Below are 23,206 nucleotides of genomic sequence, written 5' to 3'. Positions count from 1 at the left end.
GTGCTGGATCGGGCTCAGCGGTCGCCGCAGCCTAGGCGGCCGGGGCAAGCAGCGCTCCGATTGATGAGCGGTTCGGCTCGGCGCGCTTAGCTTCCATCCGCCAGACGGCGGCACAGCTCCGAAGTACCGGTAGCGAGGAAGAAAGAAAGGCGTTTGCGGACGGCCGCAACATCGCCCGAGCGACAAAGGCCGCCGGACAGTTTGTCGATACGGCCGGTGTCTGCGAACGATAGCGACAGTGCGCCGGAGGCGAAGTTGTAACACCAGTACAGATCTTCATCGCGCGCCTCGGGTAGCACGCGCTTGAAAAGCTCGATCAGCCGCTCGATCACGGGATCGAAAAACTCGTTCATCGCAGTGCCTCCCCACGAAGGCGTGCTGTTGACCAAGGCGACAAGTCGCAGATAGTTGCGCCATTTGTCGCCGCCGGCCTCCCACAGATACAGGACAGGCTCCAGGAAGGCGGTGAGGCAGCCTTCCACCGTCATCGCCGCGGTAGAGGCTTCGTAGCGGCGCATCGATTCCATTCGACGCTCGTTGACCAATTCCGCGCGCCGGCTGAGCACCGCGTCGAACAAGCCGCGTTTCGACCCGAAGTAATAGTTCAGCAGGGCCGGATCGACGCCAGCTTCGTTCGCAACCTGGCGAACCGTCACGCCGTAGAAACCGTGCGCAGCAAACAGCGCTTCGGCCGCATCCAATATCCCGGTGCTCCGATCTGCGCTGTCGTCGAATTTGGCCGGTCGACCACGTGGCGTTGCACGAGGGCCGGGGATCGCAACCTGGGGATCGCCTCCGCCCTTCTTCTGCTTTCCGCCCTTCTGCTGCTTGATATCGATGGTCAACGCCCTCTCCTAAGAGCCGCTACCCTGCTCATTTACATGTTACGAGTCAATATATTTCTACGACCGATGAAATATGTTGACCGGTACAATTTTTCGTGAATAATTTAATGATCCGAGGGTGGATGAGTCGCGGGGAAGAGTCCTTTTTCCGCCATCCATTCAACGGACGTTGAATAATTAAATATAAACAAACATTATAGGGAGGGTGGCATGACAGCTCGTTTGAAGATGAACCTGGCCGGCGGCGTCGCCGCGCTTGCGTGCGCGTTCAGCGCCTCGAGTGCGGTCGCGCAGACCACCGAGGCGCCGCGAGCGGAGGCCGACGCGAGCGAAGCGGATGCGGGGAAATCATCTGACGACATCGTCGTGACCGCCAACAAGCGGAGCGCGTCGCTTTCGAGAACGCCCATCGCCATCACCGCGCTCGACGGTGCCGCATTGCAGGCAGCCGGCGTGACCGAACTCAAGGACATCGGCAAAAGCGTGCCCAATGTGACAATCCGGACCATCGGTTATGCGGGTTCCGTCCAGGTCACGATCAGAGGCATCACGAACACCAGCAACAACCCCGGCGGACAGCCCACTGTCGCCACCTATTTCGATGGTGTTTATTCGCCACGCACGCAGGGACTGATCGGCAGCCTTTATGACCTGGGCCGTGTCGAGGTGCTGCGCGGCCCGCAGGGGACGCTATACGGGCGCAATTCGACTGCGGGCAACTTCAACGTTTTTACCAATGAGCCGAAGTTCGATCTGGAGGGCTCGGCCTCGCTCTCGTACGGCAGGTTCAACGATATTCAGGCCGAGGCGATGGTCAATGTGCCCATCTCCGAAACGCTGGCGGTCCGTTTTGCCGGTTCGATTCGTAAGAACGACGGCATTTACAACACGAGCGGCGGCAGCGTCAGCACCGACCGCAACTATGGGATGGCCGACGATGTCTCGGGCAGGCTGTCGATCCTGTGGAACCCCAGTTCCGCATTCTCCTGGCGCGTTACCGTTCAGAACGACCGGATCCGCGGAACGCCGGGTCTGGATTATCAGGTCAACACCAGCGGCGAAACGCTCGATGGCCGCAACCCATTCTCAAATCCCCAGGTGCCGGCATCCCCCAGCCCTTATGCGCAGATCGACAATCTGATGCTGCGATCTGCGATGCGACTGGACGTCGGCGGCGGCGCTTCGCTGTCCTACACTGCCGGCTACCAGAATCTGCGCCATTTTTTCCGTGCGTCGACCGGCGGCGCTGCCGTTTCGCTGGCCGACCTGATCCGCGACGGTCAGGATCAGAACACTTATCACGAGCTGAACTTCTCGTTCGAGAACGACAGGCTGTTCAACGTGATGGGTGCCAATTATTTCTATGAGGAAGAAAGCTTCTTCAATCCCGCGCATTTCAACCAGCTTCGCTTCGGCTATGTTGCCGGCAGTCCCGCCGGGCGGCGCGCGATCGGTTACAAGACGCGGTCCTGGGGGATTTTCGATCAGCTTACCTACAATATCTCGCCCGGCATTCGCGCAATCGCCGGCGTTCGTTTCAGCAAGGAAAGGTCCGAAGGAAATCTGAACGGCTCGGTTGTGCTGATCTGCGGGATTGGCCAGACCTATGAGCAGCTCGAGCAGAGCCTTTATAATCCGGCGCACCCGGGATGTAGCGGAGCGCCGGGCGGGTCTGCCGAGGGATCCTGGTCCAAGACAACCTGGCGCGGGGGCCTGGAATTCGATCTGGATAGTCAGACGCTCGCATATGGCACCGTGTCGACGGGCTTCAAATCGGGCGGCCTCAATCGCCAGCTGCCGGGCATTCCGCTCGAGTTCGCACCGGAAACCGTGACGAACTATGAGCTCGGCCTCAAGACACGGCTCTTCGATCAACTGCGCTTGAACATCGCGGCGTTCTACATGGATTATTCCAACCTGCAGATCGTGCAATTTGTGCAGGCCACCGGCGGGCAGCCGATTCAAACGACGACCAATGCCGCGCGAGCCCGCGTCTACGGCGTCGAGATGGAAGCGCAGTGGCAGATCAGCGACAATGATCGGTTCACGGGCTTCTTCAATTGGTTGAATGCCCGCTATTCCCGATATCGCGACACGATCAATCCATACACCGGTAGGGTCGTCGCGTCTCTCGATGACAATCAGCTCATCAACGCGCCCGATTTCTCCTTGCGCGGGGAGTATACGCATACGTTCCAGCTCGCAAATGGCGCCACGATCGCACCGGGTGCTTCAGTCTATTGGCAAAGCCGCACCTATTTGCGCGAGTTCAACCTGCCGATGGACAGAGTGCCCGCCTACGCGAAACTGGACGGCACCATCACGTTCCAAACCGCCGACGACAGGTGGACGATGCAGGCCTATATTCGCAACGCGACCAACAAGCTCGTTCGTAACAGCGCAAATGTCGTGCTCGCCGGCACGTACCTCAGCACCTACGAACAACCTCGCACATATGGTGTCCGGGCATCGTATCGGTTCTAGCGCGCACATGGGAGCTTCCGGCCTGGGCCATGCCGTCTCGTGGCTCCTCGATGGTGTAACCGGTGGCGAGGGGCACCGGCGATCCATAATGCACAAGGAAAAGCGTGATGAGATTCTTAGACATTCTAATGGCGTTTCCGCTGCTCGCGAGTTTTTCCGGATTGCCTGAGGCGGCGCGTTCTGAACGGCAGATCGAGACCCTGCCGCTGAATCCGGCTGACGAGGTTTTGCAAACAACTGCGAACCTGTCCGCCTACCTCATGTGCAGTTGCCTGTTCGTCGAAAAGGCGGATGAGCGGGCCTGCCGGTCGGACATGATTTCGACGGATAAGGGGCTGTTGATCGAGCCCGATTTCCAGCAGTCCCTGGTTCGCGTTTCCTACGGTCGCTGGAACGGGGTGGCGCGGCTGCAAACCCCCGCGCAAGGCTGCCGGCTGGATTGATGGAACTGGCCACGCCGATCGCTTGGCGGCTGTCGATCCTCAAACACGGCACGCAAGCATCTGTCGGGGCAGGCTGGCTCTGTACGAGCGCAGTGTTTTCGACACAGGAAGATGGGAGTCCGACATGATTCGCGCCACGTTTGCCGCCATCCTTCTAATTCTGTCTTTCGGCAACTGCTCGGCGAACGCGCAGCCCGTTGCGGATTTGATCCTTCGTTCAACCAGCGAAGGCGCTACGCGCGCGGATGAGCGCTTGGCTACGGTGGTGGCGGATCTTTTCAAGGATCGCGGAGCCACAAGGGCCGTGCTGGTCGTCGAGGATGGCCGAGTGACAGCGGAGCGCTATGCAGAAGGCTATGGACCCGACACGGTCTTCCCGGCCTATTCGATCACAAAGAGCCTGACGAGCACGATGGTCGGGATACTGAACCGCGCCGGGAAACTGGATATCCACGCTCGAGCAGATGTGCCGGAATGGCGCGGCCAAGGCGACCCCAGACGCGCGATCAGGCTGATCGACCTGCTGCAGATGAGTTCGGGGATCGATTCCAATGAGGACGTCGCCGACCTGAATTCGGACACGATGGCGATGTTGTTCGGATCGGGCCGGCACGATGTGGCGCATCATGCGGCCGATCATCCCCTGAAGTATCAGCCCGGCTCTTACTTCACCTATTCCAACAGCACCACCAATGTCATGAGCGGGATCGTGGGCCGGACCATCGGACGGGGAGAGCGCGGAGTCCGTGAGTTCCTCAATAAAGAGCTGTTTGGTCCTTTGAACATCCGCTCGGCCGCGCTGGGGTTCGATGATGCGGGTACGCTGGTGGGGTCTACCTATTCGGCAATGACTACGCGCGACTTCGCGCGCTTTGGTCTGTTGTACGCGCGCGGTGGCCTGTCGCCGGGGGGCAGGATTCTGACGGATGAGTGGGTCCGGTTCGTCTCCACGCCAGCCGCTGCGTCAGCTGGCGGATATGGTGGGCAATTCTGGATCGGCCCATGGTCAACCGACCCCGGCGTCGTGGCACGCTGGCCGGTCGACGGGTTCAGCATGCGCGGATTTCAGGGGCAGATCGTGATGATCTCGCCCAAGCGAAAGCTTGTGATCGTGATCCTCGGAAATACTGCGTTGATTAAGGGAATCGACGGGAGGGCCTATCGGGACGAGCAGGCCGCCAAAATCCTTGATGCCCTGCATTAGCAGCGGCCCGAACGATATTCCAGAATCAGCAATGTCCGGCGCAAACGTTGGGAATGCGGCCTCAACATTGCATCGTAAAGCGAAGGCGGCAGCAGAAACCCTGATCCAGTGGGCGTCAAAGAGAGTTTACTCATGAACGATTTTGCGACCTGCCCGCAGCGTCAGATCGATCGATCCCCGATGAGCCGCGGCCAATGGCTCGCTGTTGCCCTCGCGGTATTCCTCAATGGCCTGGACGGCTACGATGCCGCTTCGATCAGCTTCGCCGCACCGGGGATGATGGCAGAGTGGAAGCTGGCGCCGGATGCGCTCGGCTGGGTGCTGTCGATGGAACTGATCGGAATGGGCTTCGGTTCGTTGATGTTCGGCAACCTTGCCGACCGGTTCGGCCGGCGACTGACCATTTTAGTCTGCCTGGTGATCATGAGCGTCGGGATGGGTGGAGCGATCGTTGCCAGTGATGTTCTGCAGCTTTCCATCGTGCGTCTCCTGACGGGCCTGGGGATCGGAGGCATGATGTCCTCGCTGGCGGCGATCGTTAGTGAGCATAGCAATGCGCGTCACCGCTCGCTCGTCCTCTCCATGATGGTTGTGGGCTACCCAATGGGATTGGTCGTGGGCGGCATCGTCGCGCGCAACCTCCTGCTGGTAACGCACTGGAGTTCGGTATTTGTTTTCGGCGCGATACTGACCGTAATTGCATTGCCGCTCGCATGGTTCGCCATCCCCGAATCCGTCGCTTGGCTGACGCGCGCGCGACCTGCAAGAGCAGTTGAGCGGATTAATGCGGTCCTGCGCCGCTTTGGTCATGCGCCGGTGAGCCGTCTCGGCGAAATGGAGCAGTCAGAAGTGCGGGGCAAAGCGGTGCTTGCAATTCTGCGGCCGCCGTTGGCACGGCCGACCATTTTGCTGACGTTGGCCTATCTCTCCCATGTTTCGTGTCTCTACTTCGTCCTCAAATGGATTCCGTCGATTGTCGTGACGCTAGGCTTTTCCCCGTCCAACGGAGCCGATGTGCTGGTGTGGACCATGTGCGGAGCAGTCGCCTCCGGCCCGTTGTTTGCCGTTGTCGCCAACGCGATCTCGGTGCGTGGCGCGACGTTGATCACGCTCGCCGGATCGGCCATCAGCGTCACAATGTTCACGCGCGCCGGCGCTGATCTCACCTCACTGATCATGCTTGGCGTTGTCGTGGGCATTTTCATCACGGCAGCTTCAATCGGTTTCTACTCACTGCTCGCGACCGCGTATCCGGTTGAACTGCGTGCGACCGGCACTGGCTTCGGCATTGGTGTCGGACGCTTCGGCGCATCCATCGGGCCAATTCTGGGCGGTGTTCTTTTCGCGGAGCAGTATGCGCTGCCAGACGTCGGCCTGATCATGAGCGCGGGCTCAGTACTGTCTTTTGTTTTTATTATTGCATTAGCGGGCGACTCAAGTCCGAAAAACTGAAATGGGTTTCGAATAATGAATGACCCCTTTGGTCATCGTGACAGCTTTTCAGCACGCCGTCCCGAAAGCAGAATGACTGCAACCGGCCAGATTCAGCCGCTGCGATTAGGCGGCGGGTGCCGCTAATGTATGAAGACAGCTACGAACGATTTGACGAGGTTAAAGATCGGTTCCACGCCGAGACGTAAAGTTTGAGCGCCACCGCGAGCTCCTCAACTTGCGCCCCGATGCATCGATCCACTCACCTGGGACATCTCGTAACCAGCCTGCCGCGATATCTGGCTGCAGTTTGCGCGTTGGTCGCACGTGCAAGCGTTCACTCAGCAGATGATCGCCCGGCAATGGAAAGCCGGTCGGAACGAAGCCACTCGTCGCGCGCCGTAGGAATAGGCAAGCACCGAAGTCAATTGCAGTCAGTCCGGCAGTTGACTGAGGATATTGGTGTTCCGCCGAGACCGACCGGTATTGCAGAGGAGGCGGTCGACGTCGGTGAGGGCGTCGAGGAAATCCGCGTCCGCAGACAATATGTCATCGGGCGCGGCGTGTCGGCGGGTTCGATCAGCTCGACGCCGAGATTTCATCACCCCGCTGCGCTGCACAATACCATCAAACTCGCCGGTTCCAATCATTCAGGGAAAGTCCATGGCAAGATGCAACGGTTTGGCTGCAGGTACCGACAGTCCTATCGCCTTGGCGATGCGCAAAGCGGTAAATTCGGTAAGCAGCGCCATAGGTCCGGGACCCGAGCCCTTAAGCTCATCACCCAGTCCGTGTCGGCCTCCGTCGTTACTCTGCTAGGAAATGTGCTGGCATGCGCGAAAATGCTGGTGATAGCGACGACGCGATTGTCTGGGAAGATGTGCACGATCTGGTGACTTGTGATTGCGGCGGGCAGCCGTAATGGACGCGGTCAAAAGCGTCGTCGGCGCCTTGGCGAGGAAAGCAGACTCGGCTGCGGCTATTCCGACGCCAACCATTGCGTTAGTGCTGACTGCATTTGAGATCGATCGCACTCAGGGCGAGTTCGCTCGGCTTCCCGCCTTCACGTGCCACTTCCTCGTCGATGCAGCGCTGGCGCGGCGTGCGGCGATCGGCCCGCTTTCCGTCACGCTCAAGTTGCTCGAAGGCGGCGAGCTCGCGCCGCTCGGCGTCGCTGAGATCGGCCAGCGTCTTTGCGCCGCTGCGGAGCAGCTCGAGATTGCGGTAGGCGCGCTGGGCGGGAGTTTCCGCACTCACCGGAGCGGTAGTCGACACGAGGATCGCTGCGAATGCGAGAGATTGCCATGGTCTAGTCATGCAAATTCCTTATCTCGAAACGACTTTTTGCGTCAATGCGACGCCGTCAAAGATCAAAGGGTCGGCAGCACCGGATGCCCGATTCACGACGGCGCACTAATCGATCGTGGCGCCAAGAAAAGCTTTGGCGAAGTTAGTAGCAGTGTCCGAGGCTTTCAGCATCAGGTCATAATGTGTGGTGCCGGGAATAATCGCCAGTTGATTAGGCGTTGGGCGCATCGAGCCATCAACGCCCGCATCCTGGGTGCCTCCTCCGAGAAGTCCGTAGATCTCGGCGATATGGGCCGGATACATCATCTCGGCATCTGCGAAGATTAGGAGAGTAGGGGCTGCAATTTTGGCCACGTCCTCGGACCAGTCATAGGGGCCCCGGTTCATCTCGCCCGTTTTACGCATCATCGCTTCCCAATCCACGTCCGGATACAAGTCGGCCAGCGGCGACTGCTTGAGATGCCCGGCAATAGTCGGTGCCAGTTCCGGCATCTGGCTGAAGGCGGCCTGCACTTCCGGAAAACAGCCTGTATCCTTGACATTCATGCCGATGACGACGAGCTTGGCGACCCGTTCGGGATGGCGGATTGCGATTTGCAGGGCGACACCACCGCCCAGCGACCAGCCCATGATGTCGATCCTGCCGATTCCCAGTTCGCCGAGCAACGCGTCGACATCGTCGGCCATCTGTTCGTAGTTCCAGGGCTCATCGGTATCGGTGCTCAGGCCGTGGCCACGAAGGTGGATCGCGATCACCTTATGGGCCCCGGCCATTTCGGTGAGTGGCGCACCGAACATATCGGACGGATTGACGCCACCATGTAGCATCACCACCGGCGAACCCTCGCCGTGGATTTCATAGTAGATTTGTACACCGTTTACCTCGATGCGCTCGCCGAGAATTGGATCGTTCATCGTCAGAACTCCTGATTGGCTCCCCTGGGGTAGCTTATCAAATTATATTAGCGCTTATATATATTCGGAACTCCAAATCCAAGTGGTGGTCTCTGCAGCATCTCGCTGGACCCGGCAGAATTCAGCGTCGTGGCGGCCGTGCCGCCCGAACTTTCGGAATCTCGCGATGTCAGTGGGCGGATGAAAGCCATGAAACTCCATGGGAGCGGGAAAATCGACGAGGGCAATGGGCGCGATCCGCCCGGCGATGCTGGCTAAATTTCTCGACGCCCGCGTGGTCAGCGCTGATCGGAAAGCCGCGTTAGAAAAGGTCGCGTCTTGATCCGAGCAGCAAATATCTCCCGCGCAACATCGGTATTGCAAAATATATTAGCACTGTTATATTTTTGCGATGCAGAGTCAACGCACCCTTGGAACCGCCCTCCGGCATTTGCTTTCACTACTCGATGACGAGCTTTACGACGTTTATCGTGCCGATGGTCTGGCCTATCGGCCGCGGTACACGCCCGTAGTTCGCGCTTTGCGCGAGATCGGACCCGCTTCGATCAAGCAGATTGCTGCACATGCCGGCATGACACATTCCGCGGTCAGCCAGACGATAACGCAAATGACCGGTGCCGGCTGGGTTTCGGCGGACCGCGGGGCCGATGGACGCGAACGCATCGTTGATCTTACGCCCGAACTCATCGGTATTCTGCCGCTGCTAGAGAAACGCTGGCAGGCGACCAACGCCGCTGCATCGACGCTCGATCGCGAACTTCCTTACGCACTCACGAAGCTCGTGGCCGATGCGATCAAGGCGCTTGAGCAAAATCCTTTCAGCGCGCGCATTCGCGAAGAGGAAGAATCATGAAATATTTCGCTGCCCTTGCTGCTGCTCTCCTGCTGCAGGCGCCGGCCGCGGCCATGAACGCCGAACAGCGCACTGCCCTGTTGCAAGCAGCCGATCTCGTCGCCGAGCGTTACGTCGATCCGGTCAAGGCCCGTGCGATTGCCGAGGCACTCCGGCGCGACGCGCGAGATGATCGAAATGTGGCCACGCTGGACGATGAAGCTTTCGCGAAGAAGGTGACGGAACGCTTGCGTACCATTTCGGGCGACGGTCACTTCGCTCTGTCGGTGCGCGCCGACGCGGCGACGCCGCAGGAGAGCCAGGCCCTGATGTTCGAACGCTGGTACGGCGCGGGCGTCAACCACGGGTTCGACCGAGTGGCGCGCCTGGAAAGCGGCATCGGCTATCTCAATCTCACCGCTTTCGCCCCGGTGGAGATGGGAGGCGATCTCGCGGCGTCGGCAATGAACCTGCTCGCGCAGTCACCTGCGCTCATCGTCGACTTGCGCGGCAACAGCGGCGGTATGGACGAAATGGTTCTGCTCTTGTCCGCCTATCTTCTCGACGAATCGCGCGAGATGAGCGCGACCTATGACCGACCGAGCGGACGCACGACCCGGCATTTTACGCCTTCGTGGGTGTCGGGACGACGGTTCGGCGGCACCAAGCCTCTCTATATCCTGGTCTCGCGCCGTACATTTTCGGCCGCCGAGCAGTTCGCTTATGACCTGCAAGCGATGAAGCGGGCGATCATCGTGGGGGAACGCACCGGCGGAGGAGCACATCCTTATGAAGACAGGGCCGTCGGCAACAAATTTGTTCTGGCGTTGCCCGAAGGGCGTTCGATCAATCCAATTACCGGCAGCGACTGGGAAGGTCGCGGTGTGCTCCCCGATAAAGAAGTGCCGGCCGATACCGCGCTGGAGGCGGCGCTGACGGCGGCGCGTGAGCAATTAGCGACGTCCGCTTCCCGTTGATTCGATGCGAAAGCGGACCGGCCGCTATCGGCCAAACCCGGCGGACCGGTGTTCGAACCGGCAAGCTTCGTGTCGCGGTCGAGCGTGGCGAGATTGCGTATGGCGCGCGCCATCAAGGATAGTGTGCGGCACATGCGGCTGGAGCCGGGGCGCGCTCCTTTCTTCTTGAACATCGGATTGCGCTTCGGTCGGGCCGAGCCTTCTTAGAAGAGCGCCTCCTAATTAGAGGCCCCGCGGGTCCACGAAGTTTGGTCTGATTCTCGACCGCGGCAAGCGCGCTCTCCGGCCCGAAGATTATTTCGATGAATCGATTGACTGTCATTATTTTCTCACTGGCCTTTTTGTCGCACTCGAACGCCTTTTGTGGCGCTATTCGCCCTGCGGCATTGGAGCCGCCGCTGTTTGAGCAATTAAATTCCTGATTTCCATGTGGATATAGCTCTCTTCCGGAGAATCGCCGCCGAAAGATGCGACGAGGAGAGTTGCTTACAGCCTTGTTAGCCGTTTCCAGCAAATTGAAGATGTCACGCATTATTCCGAAAATGGCGAATAAGTTTCGGCATTGTGACGGAAAAACCACGCACATTCGGCGGGGTAGCTGTTAGCATTATAAAAATTCAAAAATGGGTCCAAATCTGAAAAAAGGGGAAGATTGAATGCGAAACCACGGAACAAATATTCGTCGGGGCGCTTGGGCGGCGCGCACCGTGCTCCTCCTGTCAGGCATGTGCGTGATGAGCGCCTCGCCGGCGATGGCGCAAGCAGATCAGGAGAACGAAGACGCTCAGCAAGGGCAAGCTGCTGCGCATTCGACGGGCGGTGAAATCGTCGTGACGGCGCTGAAGCGCGACACGCGCTTGCAGGACACGCCGCTGGCCATCTCGGCGGTGACGGGCGATTCTCTTGAGCGCGCGGGCACGACGAGCTTTACCGAGTTAACGCAGAACACACCGAGCCTGCGGATCGTCGACAATGGGCCGGGCAACCGGCGCGTCATCCTGCGCGGCGTCGTGGGCGCTGGCGAGCCGACCGTGGGCGTCTATTACGATGAATCGCCGGTGGCTGGATCGGTGGGAACGACCAGCGATGCCGCGGGCAGCACGCCGGATTTCCGCGTCTTCGACGTCGAACGCGCCGAAGTGCTGCGCGGACCGCAGGGCACGCTTTATGGTTCGGGCTCGATGGGCGGTACCGTTCGCATCATCTATGAAAAGCCCAAGGCCGACCTGCTCGAAGCCGCAGGCAGCGTCAATCTGTCGGCGGTCAAGGGCGGCAGCCCGGGCGCGTCGGTCGACGCGATGATCAACCTGCCGATCGTCTCCGACAAGCTCGCGCTGCGTGTCGTCGGCAGCTATCAGCAGTTTGCCGGCTATATCGACAACAGCTATTATGGTACGAAGGATATCAACGACGGCTACAGCTACAGCGGTCGTGCGTTGCTGCGCTTCACTCCGACCGATGAGCTGACCATCGATCTCGGCGCCTATTACACCAAGGTGTCGACCGACGCGTCGCGCTGGTTCTTCGAAACCGGCGAACGCCACACGACCAACGCGCGCTCAGAATCGGGAAATTATGATGAAAACCGGATCTACAGCGGAACGCTCCGCTACGATTTCGGTCCGGTGGCGCTGACCGCGGTTTCGACCTATTTCGATCGCGACCGCATCGCTGTCGGCGACGTCAGCGACAACTTCAACGGCCGCAACAATGCGGCAGGCTGCGCGCGCTACCTGCTGCGCGACCCGGCGGCGACCTGCACGCCTGCCCAACTCGCCCCCTATCTCGACCTCACCAATGCGATCCTCTTTTCGAGCCTTTATCAGCCGCAAAGCGTGAAAAACTGGTCGAACGAGGTGCGTCTCTCTTCGACCGGCAGCGGTCCGTTCAACTGGACCTTTGGCGGCTTTCTGGAGGACCGAAAATCATGGGTGCGCTCGACCCTGCTCACCGCCAATCCACTGACCGGTCAGCTCAATCCGTTCGTGCCGGAGAATATCTATTATGATCGGACCATCAACGACCATCTGAAACAGAAAGCGCTGTTTGCCGAACTGTCGTACAAATTCTTTGACAAGCTGACCGCGACGGTCGGCAGCCGCTGGTACGAATATGACAAGACGGTCGGCGGCGTCGTCGAGCAGGGCCAGATCCACTACGCTTCGGTCCCTTCCGCCTATACCGAGGCGCAAACGACGGAAAATGGCTTCGTCCACAAGTTCAACCTGTCGTACGAATTTAGCCGCGACCTGATGATCTATGCCCAAGCTGCGCAGGGCTTCCGTCCGGGCGGGGTCAATCAGGCGATCGGCTTGCCCGCCGCCTTGACCGGATACACCGCAGACAGCCTCTGGAATTATGAACTGGGGGTCAAGAGCCAGCCGATCCAGGGCGTCTACCTCAATCTGACGGGATATCAGATCGACTGGTCGAACATGCAGGTTTCGGCGCGTACCGCAGGTACGGGGTCGGTGTTCGGTCTGATTTCGAACGTCGGCGCCGCGCGCATCAAAGGCATCGAGCTGGAACTCAACGCAACGCCGCTTCAGGGACTCTCGCTGATTACCAACGTAGGCTACACCGATGCCAAGCTGACCGAGGATCAGGTCAGCGATATCGTCGTCGCTGCCGGCCGCAAGGGCGACCGGTTGCCGTTCGTGCCCAAGTGGAACGTCAGCGCATCGGCTGAATATGTCTGGGAGCTGAGTGACAGTCTTGAAGGTTCGGTGCGGGTCGATGGAAGCTATGTCGGTTCGTCGTATTCGACGCTTGCCGCGACCGACGTCTTTCGCCGCAAAGTGGACGATTATGGGCTCGTCAATGCAAGGGTCGGGGTTCAGGCGCCCGACGGCAACTGGAGCGCGCAGCTCTATGTGAACAATTTGTTCGATGCGCTCGCCATTACGACCAAGTCGACCAGCGCGAACACGGGCGGGCTAACCGTCACCCACGGCGCGCCGCCGCGGACGATCGGCATCAATCTCATCAAACGGTTCCGTTGACGAAAGTCGGGTGCGTCGGGACGTCCGCCGCGCCCGTCATTCATAGCAATTGGGCCCTCAGGGATTTCAGGGGAAAGCTTATGACGAAAAGATTGCGCTTGTCCGCGTGGCGGACGCTGGTGGTCGGGACAGCCGGCCTGTTATATTCCATTCCGGCGGCATCGGGTCAGGCGCAAAACGCTGTTCCTGCCTCCGAGCCGGTGAAACCGCGGGCGGGCGCCGTCGCGGCGCCGGCCCGGCAACCGGGTGAGGGCGCGGGACCGTTCCGCAAGATGGTGATCCGCGGGGTGACGCTGATCGACGGCAGCGGCGCGCCGCCACGCGGTCCCGTCGACGTGGTGGTCGAGAACAACATCATCACCTCGATCGAGGCAGCCGGCACGCCCGGGTTGCCGCTGGTCGCGGCGCGTGCGCCGCGCGACGCCGACTATGAGCTCGACGCGACGGGCATGTTCATGCTGCCGGGCTTCATCGACATGCACGTTCACGGATCGAGCGACGATAAAGCGCCTGATCTTAGCTATTCGTACAAGCTGTGGCTTGCGCATGGTGTCACCTCGGTACGCGGCGTCGACCTCGCGCCGTTCGAAATCTCGCTCAGCGAGCGTGCGCGCTCGGCGCGAAACGAGATCGCCGCGCCGCGCATCTTTTCCTATCACCGCCCCGGATCGGGGCGCGGCTGGACCGGTGGCGTGACCAACACGCCCGAAAAGGCGCGCGAATGGGTGCGCTGGGCGGCCAAGGCGGGGATCGACGGCATTAAAGTGGGCGCCGACGCGAACCAGCCCCCCGAAGTTCTTGAAGCAATCTACGACGAGGCGAAGAAGCAGCACATCGGCACCGTCGCGCACCTGTCGCAGGTCGGCGTCGCGCGGATGGACGCCAGGCACGCGGGCGAAACGGGCCTTGGCACCGTCACCCATTTTTATGGCCATATGGAATCGTTGCTGAAGGAAGGTCCCGTTCAGAACTGGGATCCGAGCTATAATTATATGGATGAGCAGGATCGCTTCAGCAATGTCGCGAACCTCTATCGCGAGAGTTTCGAACCCGGCACGGACGAGTGGAAGGACTATCTCGAAACGCAGAAAAAGAATGGCGTTACCTTTGATCCGACCATGACGATCTACGCCGCGTCGCGCGACCTGATGCACGCGCGCAATGCCGACTGGCACGGCAAATATACGATGCCGCAACTCTGGAATTTCTTTCAGTCATCGCGCGAAAATCACGGCTCCTATTTCTTCGACTGGACGACCGAAAAAGAGGTGCGCTGGCGGAATTTCTACAAGAAATTCATGCATATGGTGAATGATTACAAGAATATCGGAGGGCGCGTGACGACCGGGTCGGATTCGGGCTTCATCTTCAAAACCTATGGCTTCGGTTATGTTGAGGAACTCGAACTGCTTCAGGAGGCGGGTTTCAATCCCACCCAGGTGGTACAGGCCGCGACGCTGAACGGCGCGCTCACCCTTTACGAGCCCAAAGGGAATGTGGCGCCGCCGATCGGCACCGTGCGCGTCGGCAAGCTCGCCGACATGGTGCTGGTAAAGGAAAACCCCCTCCAGAACTTCAAGACGCTCTACGGAACCGGCGCGCTGCGCCTCAACGAACAGACACAGAAGCTCGAGCGCGTCGGCGGGGTCAGCTACACGATCAAGGACGGCATCGTCTATGATGCGAAGAAGCTGCTCGCTGATGTTGCCGAGATGGTGAAGTCCGAAAAGCGGCGGATGGGCCTTCCCCAAGAGGGCGTTCCACTGCCGTGACGCGATAGCCGGGGCGGCGCGCAGCTTCCCCGGCCAATCGATCCAAATGAGTGCAAAAATCGATCAATCGAAACGGGGAAACGGGTCCAATGAAGTTGAAGATAACCAAAATCGCCCTTGTGGCGGCGTTGCTCGCGGTGCCGGCGACCGCGCATCAGGCCGGCGATAAAAAGGCGGCCGCGGCCGCCGAAGTCTTCCCGGTCAGCGCCGGTGCGCCGGCGCGCAAGCCGGGCGAGGGCGCAGGCCCCTTCCGCAAGATGGTGATCCGCAACGCTACGATCATCGACGGCACCGGCGCGCCGCCGCGCGGCCGCTTCGACATCGTCGTCGAGGGCAACAAGATTTCCTCGATCAAGCAGGCGGGCTGGCCGGGGCTTCCGTCCGCCGCCAATCGCGCGCCCAATGACGCCGATTATGAAATCGACGCGACGGGCATGTACGTCATGCCAGGTTTCACCGACATGCACGTCCACTTGCCCGGTGCCGACAAGGCGCCCGACGCCAGCTATGCATACAAGCTGTGGCTCGCGCATGGCGTGACGACGGTCCGCGGCGTTCCGTTGGCCGCGCCTGCGGTCGCCAGCCGCGAGAAGGATCGCTCGGCACGCAACGAAATCGCCGCGCCGCGCATCTTCAACTATCAGACGCTGGGCGCCGGCTGGTCGGGCGGGGTCGTCGACACGCCGGTCAAGGCGCGCGAGTGGGTGCGCTGGGCCGCGAAGAATAACATCGACGGCATCAAATTCTTCAACCGTGAGAACGAGACCCCCGACGTCTTCTCAGCCGCGCTCGACGAGGCGAAGAAACTCGGCCTCGGCACGACCGCCCACCTCAGCCAGATCGGCGTCGCCAATTTCAACGGGCGTCAGGCGGGTGATGCCGGGCTGAACACGATCACCCACTATTACGGGCATATGGAATCGCTGCTCAAGGATCGGGCAATTCAGGATTTCCCGCCGCAATATGACTATAACAACGAGCAGCACCGCTTCGGCGAGGTCGCGGAGATCTGGGATCAGGTCAATGGCCCCGGCACGAAGCAGTGGCAGGAATATCTGGAAGCGCAGAAGGAAAATCATGTCACCTTCGATCCGACCTTCAATATCTACGCCGCCTCGCGCGATCTGATGCGCGCGCGCAACGCCGACTGGCATGCGCGCTACACGACGCCGCAGCTCTGGAATTATTTCCAGTCGACCCGTGACAATCACGGTTCCTATTTCTTCGACTGGACGACCGAGAATGAATTCGCGTGGAAGAAATTCTACGGTCTCTTCATGCGGTTGATGAACGATTACAAGAATATGGGCGGGCGCGTCACGGTCGGCACCGATTCCGGCTTCATCTGGAAAGTCTACGGCTTCGCCTATGTCGAGGAGCTGGAATTGCTGCGCGAAGCGGGCTTCTCGCCGCTCGAGGTCGTTCGCGCGGCGACGATGATGGGGGCCAAAACGCTGTACGAACCGCGCGGCGAAACCCCGCCGATCGGCGCTGTTCGCGCAGGCATGCTCGCCGATCTGGTAATCGTCCCCGAAAACCCGCTGCAAAACCTCAAGACGCTCTATGGCACGGGTTTTCAGCGGCTCAATGCCGAAACCAACAAGCAGGAACTGGTCGGTGGGGTTAAGTTCACGATCAAGGACGGCATCGTCTACGACGCAAAGCAGATGCTCGCCGAGGTTGCTGCAATGGTCGAAGCCGAAAAGACCAGATTAGGCCAATAGGCCATCGTTCCGAACGAGGCACCGGAGCCCACCTCGCCGTTTATGGCGGGGCGGGGCATCCGGTCCGGGGTGTTGACCCCGATCATGGCTATGATCGGGCAGGGGATCATCATGTCATTTTTAGCCAGACGAAAATCGATCGAAACCATCACGGCGGTGAACGAAACACAGCGGCTGCACCGGACGTTAGGATGGGGCCATCTGGTTGCGCTTGGGGTCGGCGCGATCGTCGGCACCGGAATTTATACCCTGATCGGAGTAGGCGCGGAGCGGGCAGGCCCTGCTGTCCTCATCGCCTTCATCGTTGCGGGGCTGGTTTGCGTCTGCGCGGCGCTCGCTTACGCCGAACTCGCCACGCTGATGCCGGTATCGGGTAGTGCATATACCTATAGCTATGTCGTGATCGGCGAGGGAGTCGCGTGGGTGATCGGCTGGAGCCTCGTGCTCGAATATTCGGTTGTCTGCGCGGCAGTGGCGGTCGGCTGGTCGGGCTATGCCGTGGGTTTCTTGCAGTCTGCCGGCTTCGATATTCCGCTCGCGCTTGTTGCTGGGCCGCATGCCGGCGGAATCATCAATCTGCCCGCGATTGTCATTGTCGCGGGTGTTGCAGGAATGTTGCTGGTCGGCACGCGCGAAAGCGCCACGCTCAACCTCCTGCTCGTCATGCTGAAGCTTGGCGCGCTCGCCGCGTTCATCCTGCTGGCGTTGCCGGTGTTCGATGCCGGAAACTTCAAACCCTTCATGCCCTATGGCTTCGGCGCGCACGAAGTTGATGGCCAGGTCCGCGGCGTCATGGCCGCGGCGGCGATCATCTTCTTTGCCTTTTATGGCTTCGATGCCGTGTCGACCGCAGCGGAGGAAACCAAGAATCCGGGCCGCGATCTGACCATCGGGATCATCGGGTCAATGGTTGTCTGCACCCTCGTCTATATCGGTGTGGCGGCGGCCGCGATCGGCGCGATGCCATTCGTCGACTTCGCGAGTTCGGGCGAGCCGCTCGCGCATATCTTGCGGACACTGGGCCATCCGGGCGTTGCCACCTTTATCGGCGCGGTTGCTGTCGTAGCGCTTCCAACGGTAATCCTTGCCTTCATGTTCGGACAAAGCCGTATCTTCTTTGTGATGGCGCGCGACCGGATGCTTCCTGAACGGCTCGGTCGGCTGAACAAGAAGGGTACGCCCGTTGCGGTAACGGTTGGCACCGCGATCATTGTATCAGCGATCGCGGGTTTCTTCCCCCTGTCGGAAATCGCCGAGCTTGCCAATGCGGGAACGCTCGCGGCGTTCGTAGCGGTTGGCTTTTGCCTGATCATCCTGCGCGTTCGCCAGCCCGATCTGCCGCGGGCGTTCCGCGCGCCGATGCCGTGGGCGGTCGGATCGATTGCGATCGGCGGATGTATCTACCTGTTTATGAGCCTGCCCGGGATGACCCAGTTCCGGTTCCTGATCTGGAACCTGATCGGAGTTGTTGTCTATCTGGCTTATGGCGCGCGAAATAGCCGCTTGGCCGGGTAGAGGGGCTATCGCCATGATCTTACAGCGGCAGGTTTGTCACGTTCTTGACCTCTTCGAGGACGGCGTATGTCCGGGTTTCACGGACACCGGGCATATGGACAAGCGTCTCGGCGAGGAACAGCCGGTACGCCTCCATATCGCGGACGCGGACCTTGATCAGATAGTCGAACCCCCCGGCGACCATATGGCATTCGAGGATTTCGGGCATCGCCGACACCGATGCAGCGAATTCCTTGAATACATCGCCCGTCGTCCGGTCCATCAGCACCTCGATGAAGATCAGCAGCGCACGGTCGAGCTTGGTCGGATCGAGAAGGGCATGAAAGCCAAGAATATAGCCTTGCTCTCGCAAGCGTTTCAGTCTGTCAAAACACGCCGATGGCGAGAGGCCGCACCGCTGGGCGAGTTCCTGATTGGTGATCCGGCCCTCGGACTGAATTACCTTGAGGATGCGACGGTCGGCGTCGGTGAGCACCGATGATTCTCCTGACATTGTCCAATATCATTCGAAGATAGTGTCGCACTCTTGCTGATAAATTCAAAGATAATCCGGGAGGCTGCTGAAATCGGAGCGCAAAACATTCTGTGGATTGGCAAAAGCGGAGCGTGCGCCGGAGGACGGGGGCGAACCGCCATCGTACCACCCGCGTCTTTGTCTGAATATGTCAGCAGCCGAAGGCGTGAACAAGTGCTCGAAAATGGATTGGAGGAGTATTTGCAGTGAGTCAGAAAAAGCAGCGCATGTGCGTCGTCAATCCGGATCTGGTGGACGAAATCGGCCATCTTGTCGGCGGACAGTGTGAGATCATGACGCGGATCGGTATCAGTTGGAACAGCTGGATCAAAATCGCCAGCGGACTGCCGGTTCGGCTTTCGCTTGCTCATCGGTTCAAGGCTCGCGTTCTCGCTTCGGCCGGCAGTATCGAGGGTTTCCATCAGAAATTTCCCTTGCCGGGAGGTGGCCTCGACTATGTAGCTCTGGATGACGCATTTCTGCTGCCAGGCACCCCGGCGCATTCGGAACCGAATGCGCTCCGGTCAGGAATGAAGTAGCGATTTGAGCAATGCGAACTATCTCCGAATGTGTTCGATCAACGCCGTCCACGATCCAAGACAGCTATTTGGGTTACAGCCCGTCAATACTTCCATTTGAAGGGCCCTTCGACGACTGCTTTCCAAAATTCGCGCCCCAAAGCGGCCTGACCGCTATCGGCCAACTGTTGCCATAGGGACCGACAATGAGCGCCCGGAAAGGGAGGCTCCGCCGATCAGCCTCGTGAAGCTATGGCTTGTCAGGCGTTGCGATACGGCTGGCTAAGGTACCGATCTTGCAAGGAGAAGGAGCGCAAGAAGTCCTTCAGAAATGATGTGCAACGGACCTGCGCCAGAGCTATCGCACTATCGGGTAGTGTGCAGGGGTTGGTGACATCGACATGCACCTGCTGATGAACCATTCGCTTCGGGGCGTGAACGCGGGGTACATCACAAGGGCGAAGCTGATGCATTCGCATCTTCGCGGGGTGCGGCAGCAGATATCAGACATGATCTTCGATGGGATCGGAACTGGCGACAATGCATCGCGGTCGTGGCCTTGGGCGTCGGGGTCAAGCCTGCTGCGGTTCGAATTGCCGGACAGGGTTGATGTGGAGTGAGGGGAGGGGACTCAACGCGTCGCGCCCGATCTAAGTCATAGCCCGTCGCGAAATGGCTGCTTGAAAGCTGCCGTTCAGGCCCGTCAGAACATAACGGTAGGAACGTCTGAAATCGGACATAGGGCCATGGTGGAAAGCGTCCGCAAGCAGTCGCCCGATTAACTGCCCGCGCGAACGGTGTTAGCCTACAGGATGTCGAACGCGTGCAACACCAGCCACAGCAACGACAACACCGCAAGGACGCCAAGGAGCCAGCCTTCTTTGCGCATAGTTTCTTGCCCCCCAGCCCGATATTACAATTGCCGTCCTCGTTGTAACAATTCAAGCGCGATCGAGTCCGGCCGTCCATCGACCTATCGGATTAAGCCATAGGGATTAGATTGTTGCGCTTGACCAACGCGGGGAGGGGTGCTGCACTCCGCGTGGGGGAACAGCTTGCGCATACTCATCGTCGAAGATAACGCCAGGATCGGCGCTTTGACCGCCGAAGGGCTTTCGGCGATGGGATTTTGCTGCGACATCGCGCCGGTACTTTCCGAGGCGTCAGAACTGATTGCCGCGACCAGTTACGATATCGTCGTGCTCGATCTCGGGATGCCCGATGGCGATGGCCGCGCATGGCTGATGGTCGAGCGCGCGCATGGGCTGGTGACGCCGGTGATCATGCTCACCGCGCGGTCCGCACTGGGGGATCGCGTGGACGGCCTCGACGCGGGGGCCGACGATTATCTCGTCAAGCCGTTCGCGATCGAAGAGCTTGCCGCACGCGTGCGTGCGCTGCTGCGCCGGCCGGGCGCTCGCTCGAGCCCGGTCCTTTCGGTCGGGGCGGTCGATTTCGACACGATAGCGCGCGTGGGCAGTTGCAAGGGCGAACCACTTCACCTCAGCCAGCGCGAAGCGGCGCTGCTCGAATTGATGATGGTCAAGGCCGGCAGCGTCGTCAGCCGCGAACAGATCGAGGCGTCGCTCTATTCCTTCGATGAACCCGTCACCCCGAACGCGATCGAAGTGCTGGTGTCGCGGGTCAGGAAAAAGCTAGGGGCGTTGGGTGTGCAGGATCAGCTGGTGACGCTCCGCGGCGTCGGTTATCTGATGCTGGAGCCCGTCGATTGATGCAGCAGGGGCGGTCGATTATTGACGAACTGCGGACGGGTTTCGCCTGGATGGCGGCCGCGGGCAGTGTCGTGCTTGCTGCATTCCTGATCGTCGATTTCGAGCTGATCCGGAAGGATATTCGCGAAAGCTACGGACATATCGGACTCGCTCACGAGGTGATCGATCATGTCATTTTTCCGATCATCGTTCTGCTCGCCCCGCTGGCGATCGCGACGCGATGGCTGATCGCCCGCGCGCTCAAGCCGCTGCATGACGCCGCCGAGTTCATTCACCAGGCCACCGGCCGCGAGCGCGGTTTTCGTGTGACGCTCGCCGATTTCCCGACGGAAGCGATGCCCTTTGCCGAGGCCGTCAACGCGCTGTTGTCGCGGCTGGACGATGCGGCGCGGCGGCAGGAAGGGTTCGCCGCCGATGTGGCGCATGAGCTAAAGACGCCGCTTGCGGTCGCCATGCTGGAGCTCGGGCGATTGAAGACCGCCGATGCCGACCGCGTGAGCGACGATCTTGGGGGAATGAACCGTCTGGTCGAGCAATTGCTGGTTCTCGCCCAGCTCGATGCCTATGCGGCGGCGCCGCAGCCTTTCCGGCCGATCGATCTGGCGGATGCGGCGCTCGATGCGATCAAGCTCTGCGCGGTCGATGCTGCGCAAAAGGGCGTCGCGCTTGCTTACCGTGACGAGGGTGGGCCGCCCGTCATGGGCCGTATCGAAGCAGTGACCGCGGCGCTGCGCAATCTCGTCGAAAACGCCGTCCGGGTGACCGCGACGGGCAAAGAGGTGGTTATCGTTCGCGGGCCGGGCCCCAAAATTCGCGTCGTCGATGGCGGACCCGGGATCGACCCTGCGCGGCTGCTTGCCTTGTCGGACCGTTTCCGGCGCGGCGAACATGCAAGTTACGGCGGCGCCGGCCTGGGTTTGTCGATTGTCGCGCGAATCATGGAAGTTCATGATGGAACGATGCGAAGCCATCCGGAGCAGCCAGCGATCGAGCTGGATTTCGACACTATTGTAGCGACTTGATACAGATTCCGACCCCGTCAGCTTTCTGTAAGCAAAATCCGCTACACTTGGAACTGAAGGATTCGGTAGGGCGGATGCTTCCGGCGGACTAGCTCAACAGACAAAAGAGGGGGAGCAGCTATCCGGCGTTCACAGCGGGTCGCAACCGTTGATGAACTTTGGGGGAAATATTGTGTCCGCTGTATCAAGGGCGCTCGTTTGGGAACGGCAATTACTTTGCCGAAGCGGTCTCGCTTCCATCATCCGGCGCGAATTCAATCATTGTGACGTTGCGACCGCGGGGGATGCTGAACAGGCTCTCGACTGGCTGGCCGGGACCGGCGCACAGGACATGCTTGTTCTCGACGGCGGGATCGACCTGAAGTCGGTGGCCCCCGGCGGCATTCGCGGATTGCGTCACCGCTTTCCGCAACTTTCGCTAGTGATCGTCGATTGGCGGCGCGATCGAGACGCCGTGCTCCGTGCTATCTCCGAGGGCGCGCATGGTTTCATTCCGAAGGACATGGAGCAGGACGAGATGCTCCAGGCATTCCGGCAAGTGATGGCTGGCCAGGTCTATGTTCCGCCGATCGTCAGCGATGTCGATGCGGAAACGCTGGCCATGGGCTCTTCTGGTTCGCACCAGGCCTCGATATCCAGCCTCACCGAACGGCAGCGCGAAGTGCTGACGCATATGTCGATGGGCAAATCGAACAAGGAAATTGCCCGCTCGCTGCGCATCTCCGAAAGCACGGTGAAGGTCCATGTGGCCGCGGCATTCCGCTTGCTCGGCGTGCATAATCGCGTCGGGGCGGTTGCCGCGCTGCAGAGCCGCGGAGCCGCGTCCGCTTTTGTCCGCGAGCAATTCCTTGGCCGCCGTGCGAACGACGATTTCGGCACGCGCGCTTTCGGTTAAAATCACCGGAAACAGAAGTTTTTCATCCCGTTTTGACGGATATGAATATCTGTGCCGATTGATCGGCCAAAA

The 23,206-nt window shown here is 60.1% G+C and carries 19 protein-coding genes; 15 read left to right on the top strand and 4 right to left on the bottom strand.

The window, feature by feature from the left end; all coding sequences use genetic code 11:
- Positions 1 to 86 precede the first annotated feature (86 nt).
- The gene (locus ASD73_RS00935; RefSeq protein ID WP_156377241.1) at positions 87 to 845 is read right to left on the bottom strand and encodes a TetR/AcrR family transcriptional regulator; all 759 of its coding nucleotides are present in this window, start codon (positions 843 to 845) and stop codon (positions 87 to 89) included.
- 210 nt (positions 846 to 1,055) lie between these two features.
- Between ASD73_RS00935 and ASD73_RS00930 the strand changes: the two genes are divergently transcribed.
- The 5 genes from ASD73_RS00930 to ASD73_RS00910 all read left to right on the top strand — a co-directional run bounded on the left by ASD73_RS00930 (position 1,056) and on the right by ASD73_RS00910 (position 7,303).
- Positions 1,056 to 3,329, top strand: a complete 2,274-nt coding sequence (locus ASD73_RS00930) for a TonB-dependent receptor (protein WP_082521271.1) — start codon at positions 1,056 to 1,058, stop codon at positions 3,327 to 3,329.
- A 128-nt stretch (positions 3,330 to 3,457) separates the two neighbouring features.
- Positions 3,458 to 3,772 (top strand): hypothetical protein, encoded by a 315-nt coding sequence (locus ASD73_RS00925; RefSeq protein ID WP_156377240.1) that lies wholly within the window; start codon positions 3,458 to 3,460, stop codon positions 3,770 to 3,772.
- A 124-nt stretch (positions 3,773 to 3,896) separates the two neighbouring features.
- Complete coding sequence (locus ASD73_RS00920; protein ID WP_056369947.1) at positions 3,897 to 4,976, top strand: serine hydrolase domain-containing protein; 1,080 nt, start codon at positions 3,897 to 3,899, stop codon at positions 4,974 to 4,976.
- A gap of 132 nt (positions 4,977 to 5,108) precedes the next feature.
- Entirely contained in the window at positions 5,109 to 6,428 is a 1,320-nt protein-coding gene (locus ASD73_RS00915; protein ID WP_056369950.1) for an MFS transporter, read from the top strand.
- 425 nt (positions 6,429 to 6,853) lie between these two features.
- Complete coding sequence (locus ASD73_RS00910; protein ID WP_156377239.1) at positions 6,854 to 7,303, top strand: hypothetical protein; 450 nt, start codon at positions 6,854 to 6,856, stop codon at positions 7,301 to 7,303.
- A 106-nt stretch (positions 7,304 to 7,409) separates the two neighbouring features.
- On the opposite strand, the gene ASD73_RS00905 is transcribed toward ASD73_RS00910, so the two are convergent.
- Together ASD73_RS00905 and ASD73_RS00900 are read right to left on the bottom strand one after the other, a co-directional pair.
- Complete coding sequence (locus tag ASD73_RS00905; protein WP_156377238.1) at positions 7,410 to 7,724, bottom strand: hypothetical protein; 315 nt, start codon at positions 7,722 to 7,724, stop codon at positions 7,410 to 7,412.
- A gap of 96 nt (positions 7,725 to 7,820) precedes the next feature.
- A complete protein-coding gene (locus tag ASD73_RS00900; protein WP_056369956.1) occupies positions 7,821 to 8,630 on the bottom strand; it encodes an alpha/beta fold hydrolase in 810 nt (269 codons plus the stop codon).
- Positions 8,631 to 9,021: 391 nt separating this feature from the next.
- On the opposite strand from ASD73_RS00900, the gene ASD73_RS00895 reads away from it, so the two are divergent.
- The 6 genes from ASD73_RS00895 to ASD73_RS00870 all read left to right on the top strand — a co-directional run bounded on the left by ASD73_RS00895 (position 9,022) and on the right by ASD73_RS00870 (position 18,452).
- Positions 9,022 to 9,483, top strand: coding sequence for a MarR family transcriptional regulator (locus ASD73_RS00895; RefSeq protein ID WP_056369957.1), 462 nt, complete (start codon positions 9,022 to 9,024; stop codon positions 9,481 to 9,483).
- Positions 9,480 to 10,439 carry a S41 family peptidase gene (locus tag ASD73_RS00890; RefSeq protein WP_056369959.1) on the top strand — a complete coding sequence of 320 codons (960 nt, stop codon included), beginning with the start codon at positions 9,480 to 9,482 and terminating at the stop codon, positions 10,437 to 10,439. The genes ASD73_RS00895 and ASD73_RS00890 overlap by 4 nt, the downstream gene beginning before the upstream one ends.
- A gap of 734 nt (positions 10,440 to 11,173) precedes the next feature.
- The gene (locus ASD73_RS00885) at positions 11,174 to 13,441 is read left to right on the top strand and encodes a TonB-dependent receptor (protein WP_235534039.1); all 2,268 of its coding nucleotides are present in this window, start codon (positions 11,174 to 11,176) and stop codon (positions 13,439 to 13,441) included.
- Between the two features lie 80 nt (positions 13,442 to 13,521).
- On the top strand, positions 13,522 to 15,213 hold the full coding sequence (locus ASD73_RS00880; protein WP_056369961.1) for an amidohydrolase family protein: 1,692 nt from the start codon (positions 13,522 to 13,524) through the stop codon (positions 15,211 to 15,213).
- Positions 15,214 to 15,302: 89 nt separating this feature from the next.
- Entirely contained in the window at positions 15,303 to 16,937 is a 1,635-nt protein-coding gene (locus ASD73_RS00875; protein WP_056369964.1) for an amidohydrolase family protein, read from the top strand.
- Positions 16,938 to 17,048: 111 nt separating this feature from the next.
- Complete coding sequence (locus ASD73_RS00870; RefSeq protein ID WP_056370491.1) at positions 17,049 to 18,452, top strand: amino acid permease; 1,404 nt, start codon at positions 17,049 to 17,051, stop codon at positions 18,450 to 18,452.
- 19 nt (positions 18,453 to 18,471) lie between these two features.
- Here ASD73_RS00870 and ASD73_RS00865 read toward each other — a convergent pair whose 3' ends face one another.
- Positions 18,472 to 18,945: an Lrp/AsnC ligand binding domain-containing protein gene (locus tag ASD73_RS00865; protein ID WP_056369966.1), complete on the bottom strand. Its 474-nt coding sequence runs from the start codon at positions 18,943 to 18,945 to the stop codon at positions 18,472 to 18,474.
- Between the two features lie 227 nt (positions 18,946 to 19,172).
- On the opposite strand from ASD73_RS00865, the gene ASD73_RS00860 reads away from it, so the two are divergent.
- The 4 genes from ASD73_RS00860 to ASD73_RS22075 all read left to right on the top strand — a co-directional run bounded on the left by ASD73_RS00860 (position 19,173) and on the right by ASD73_RS22075 (position 23,134).
- Complete coding sequence (locus ASD73_RS00860) at positions 19,173 to 19,505, top strand: hypothetical protein (RefSeq protein ID WP_156377237.1); 333 nt, start codon at positions 19,173 to 19,175, stop codon at positions 19,503 to 19,505.
- A gap of 1,034 nt (positions 19,506 to 20,539) precedes the next feature.
- Entirely contained in the window at positions 20,540 to 21,217 is a 678-nt protein-coding gene (locus ASD73_RS00850; RefSeq protein ID WP_056370492.1) for a response regulator, read from the top strand.
- On the top strand, positions 21,217 to 22,239 hold the full coding sequence (locus tag ASD73_RS00845; RefSeq protein ID WP_056369972.1) for a sensor histidine kinase: 1,023 nt from the start codon (positions 21,217 to 21,219) through the stop codon (positions 22,237 to 22,239). The genes ASD73_RS00850 and ASD73_RS00845 overlap by 1 nt, the downstream gene beginning before the upstream one ends.
- A 151-nt stretch (positions 22,240 to 22,390) precedes the next feature.
- Positions 22,391 to 23,134, top strand: coding sequence for a LuxR C-terminal-related transcriptional regulator (locus tag ASD73_RS22075; RefSeq protein ID WP_082521270.1), 744 nt, complete (start codon positions 22,391 to 22,393; stop codon positions 23,132 to 23,134).
- Positions 23,135 to 23,206 lie beyond the last annotated feature (72 nt).

The sequence above is a fragment of the Sphingopyxis sp. Root154 genome, from assembly GCF_001427105.1.
Taxonomy (GTDB): domain Bacteria; phylum Pseudomonadota; class Alphaproteobacteria; order Sphingomonadales; family Sphingomonadaceae; genus Sphingopyxis.
The sequence above is the reverse complement of the archived record's forward strand: the minus strand, read 5'-3'. Positions and strand labels throughout refer to the sequence as shown.

Bases quoted from the DNA above. Each gene is read 5' to 3' on its own strand.
- ASD73_RS00930 (WP_082521271.1), top strand. From the start codon at position 1,056: ATGACAGCTCGTTTGAAGATGAACCTGGCCGGCGGCGTCGCCGCGCTT.
- ASD73_RS00925 (WP_156377240.1), top strand. From the start codon at position 3,458: ATGGCGTTTCCGCTGCTCGCGAGTTTTTCCGGATTGCCTGAGGCGGCG.
- ASD73_RS00920 (WP_056369947.1), top strand. From the start codon at position 3,897: ATGATTCGCGCCACGTTTGCCGCCATCCTTCTAATTCTGTCTTTCGGC.
- ASD73_RS00915 (WP_056369950.1), top strand. From the start codon at position 5,109: ATGAACGATTTTGCGACCTGCCCGCAGCGTCAGATCGATCGATCCCCG.
- ASD73_RS00905 (WP_156377238.1), bottom strand. From the start codon at position 7,724: ATGACTAGACCATGGCAATCTCTCGCATTCGCAGCGATCCTCGTGTCG.
- ASD73_RS00900 (WP_056369956.1), bottom strand. From the start codon at position 8,630: ATGAACGATCCAATTCTCGGCGAGCGCATCGAGGTAAACGGTGTACAA.
- ASD73_RS00895 (WP_056369957.1), top strand. From the start codon at position 9,022: ATGCAGAGTCAACGCACCCTTGGAACCGCCCTCCGGCATTTGCTTTCA.
- ASD73_RS00890 (WP_056369959.1), top strand. From the start codon at position 9,480: ATGAAATATTTCGCTGCCCTTGCTGCTGCTCTCCTGCTGCAGGCGCCG.
- ASD73_RS00885 (WP_235534039.1), top strand. From the start codon at position 11,174: ATGAGCGCCTCGCCGGCGATGGCGCAAGCAGATCAGGAGAACGAAGAC.
- ASD73_RS00880 (WP_056369961.1), top strand. From the start codon at position 13,522: ATGACGAAAAGATTGCGCTTGTCCGCGTGGCGGACGCTGGTGGTCGGG.
- ASD73_RS00875 (WP_056369964.1), top strand. From the start codon at position 15,303: ATGAAGTTGAAGATAACCAAAATCGCCCTTGTGGCGGCGTTGCTCGCG.
- ASD73_RS00870 (WP_056370491.1), top strand. From the start codon at position 17,049: ATGTCATTTTTAGCCAGACGAAAATCGATCGAAACCATCACGGCGGTG.
- ASD73_RS00865 (WP_056369966.1), bottom strand. From the start codon at position 18,945: ATGTCAGGAGAATCATCGGTGCTCACCGACGCCGACCGTCGCATCCTC.
- ASD73_RS00845 (WP_056369972.1), top strand. From the start codon at position 21,217: ATGCAGCAGGGGCGGTCGATTATTGACGAACTGCGGACGGGTTTCGCC.
- ASD73_RS22075 (WP_082521270.1), top strand. From the start codon at position 22,391: ATGAACTTTGGGGGAAATATTGTGTCCGCTGTATCAAGGGCGCTCGTT.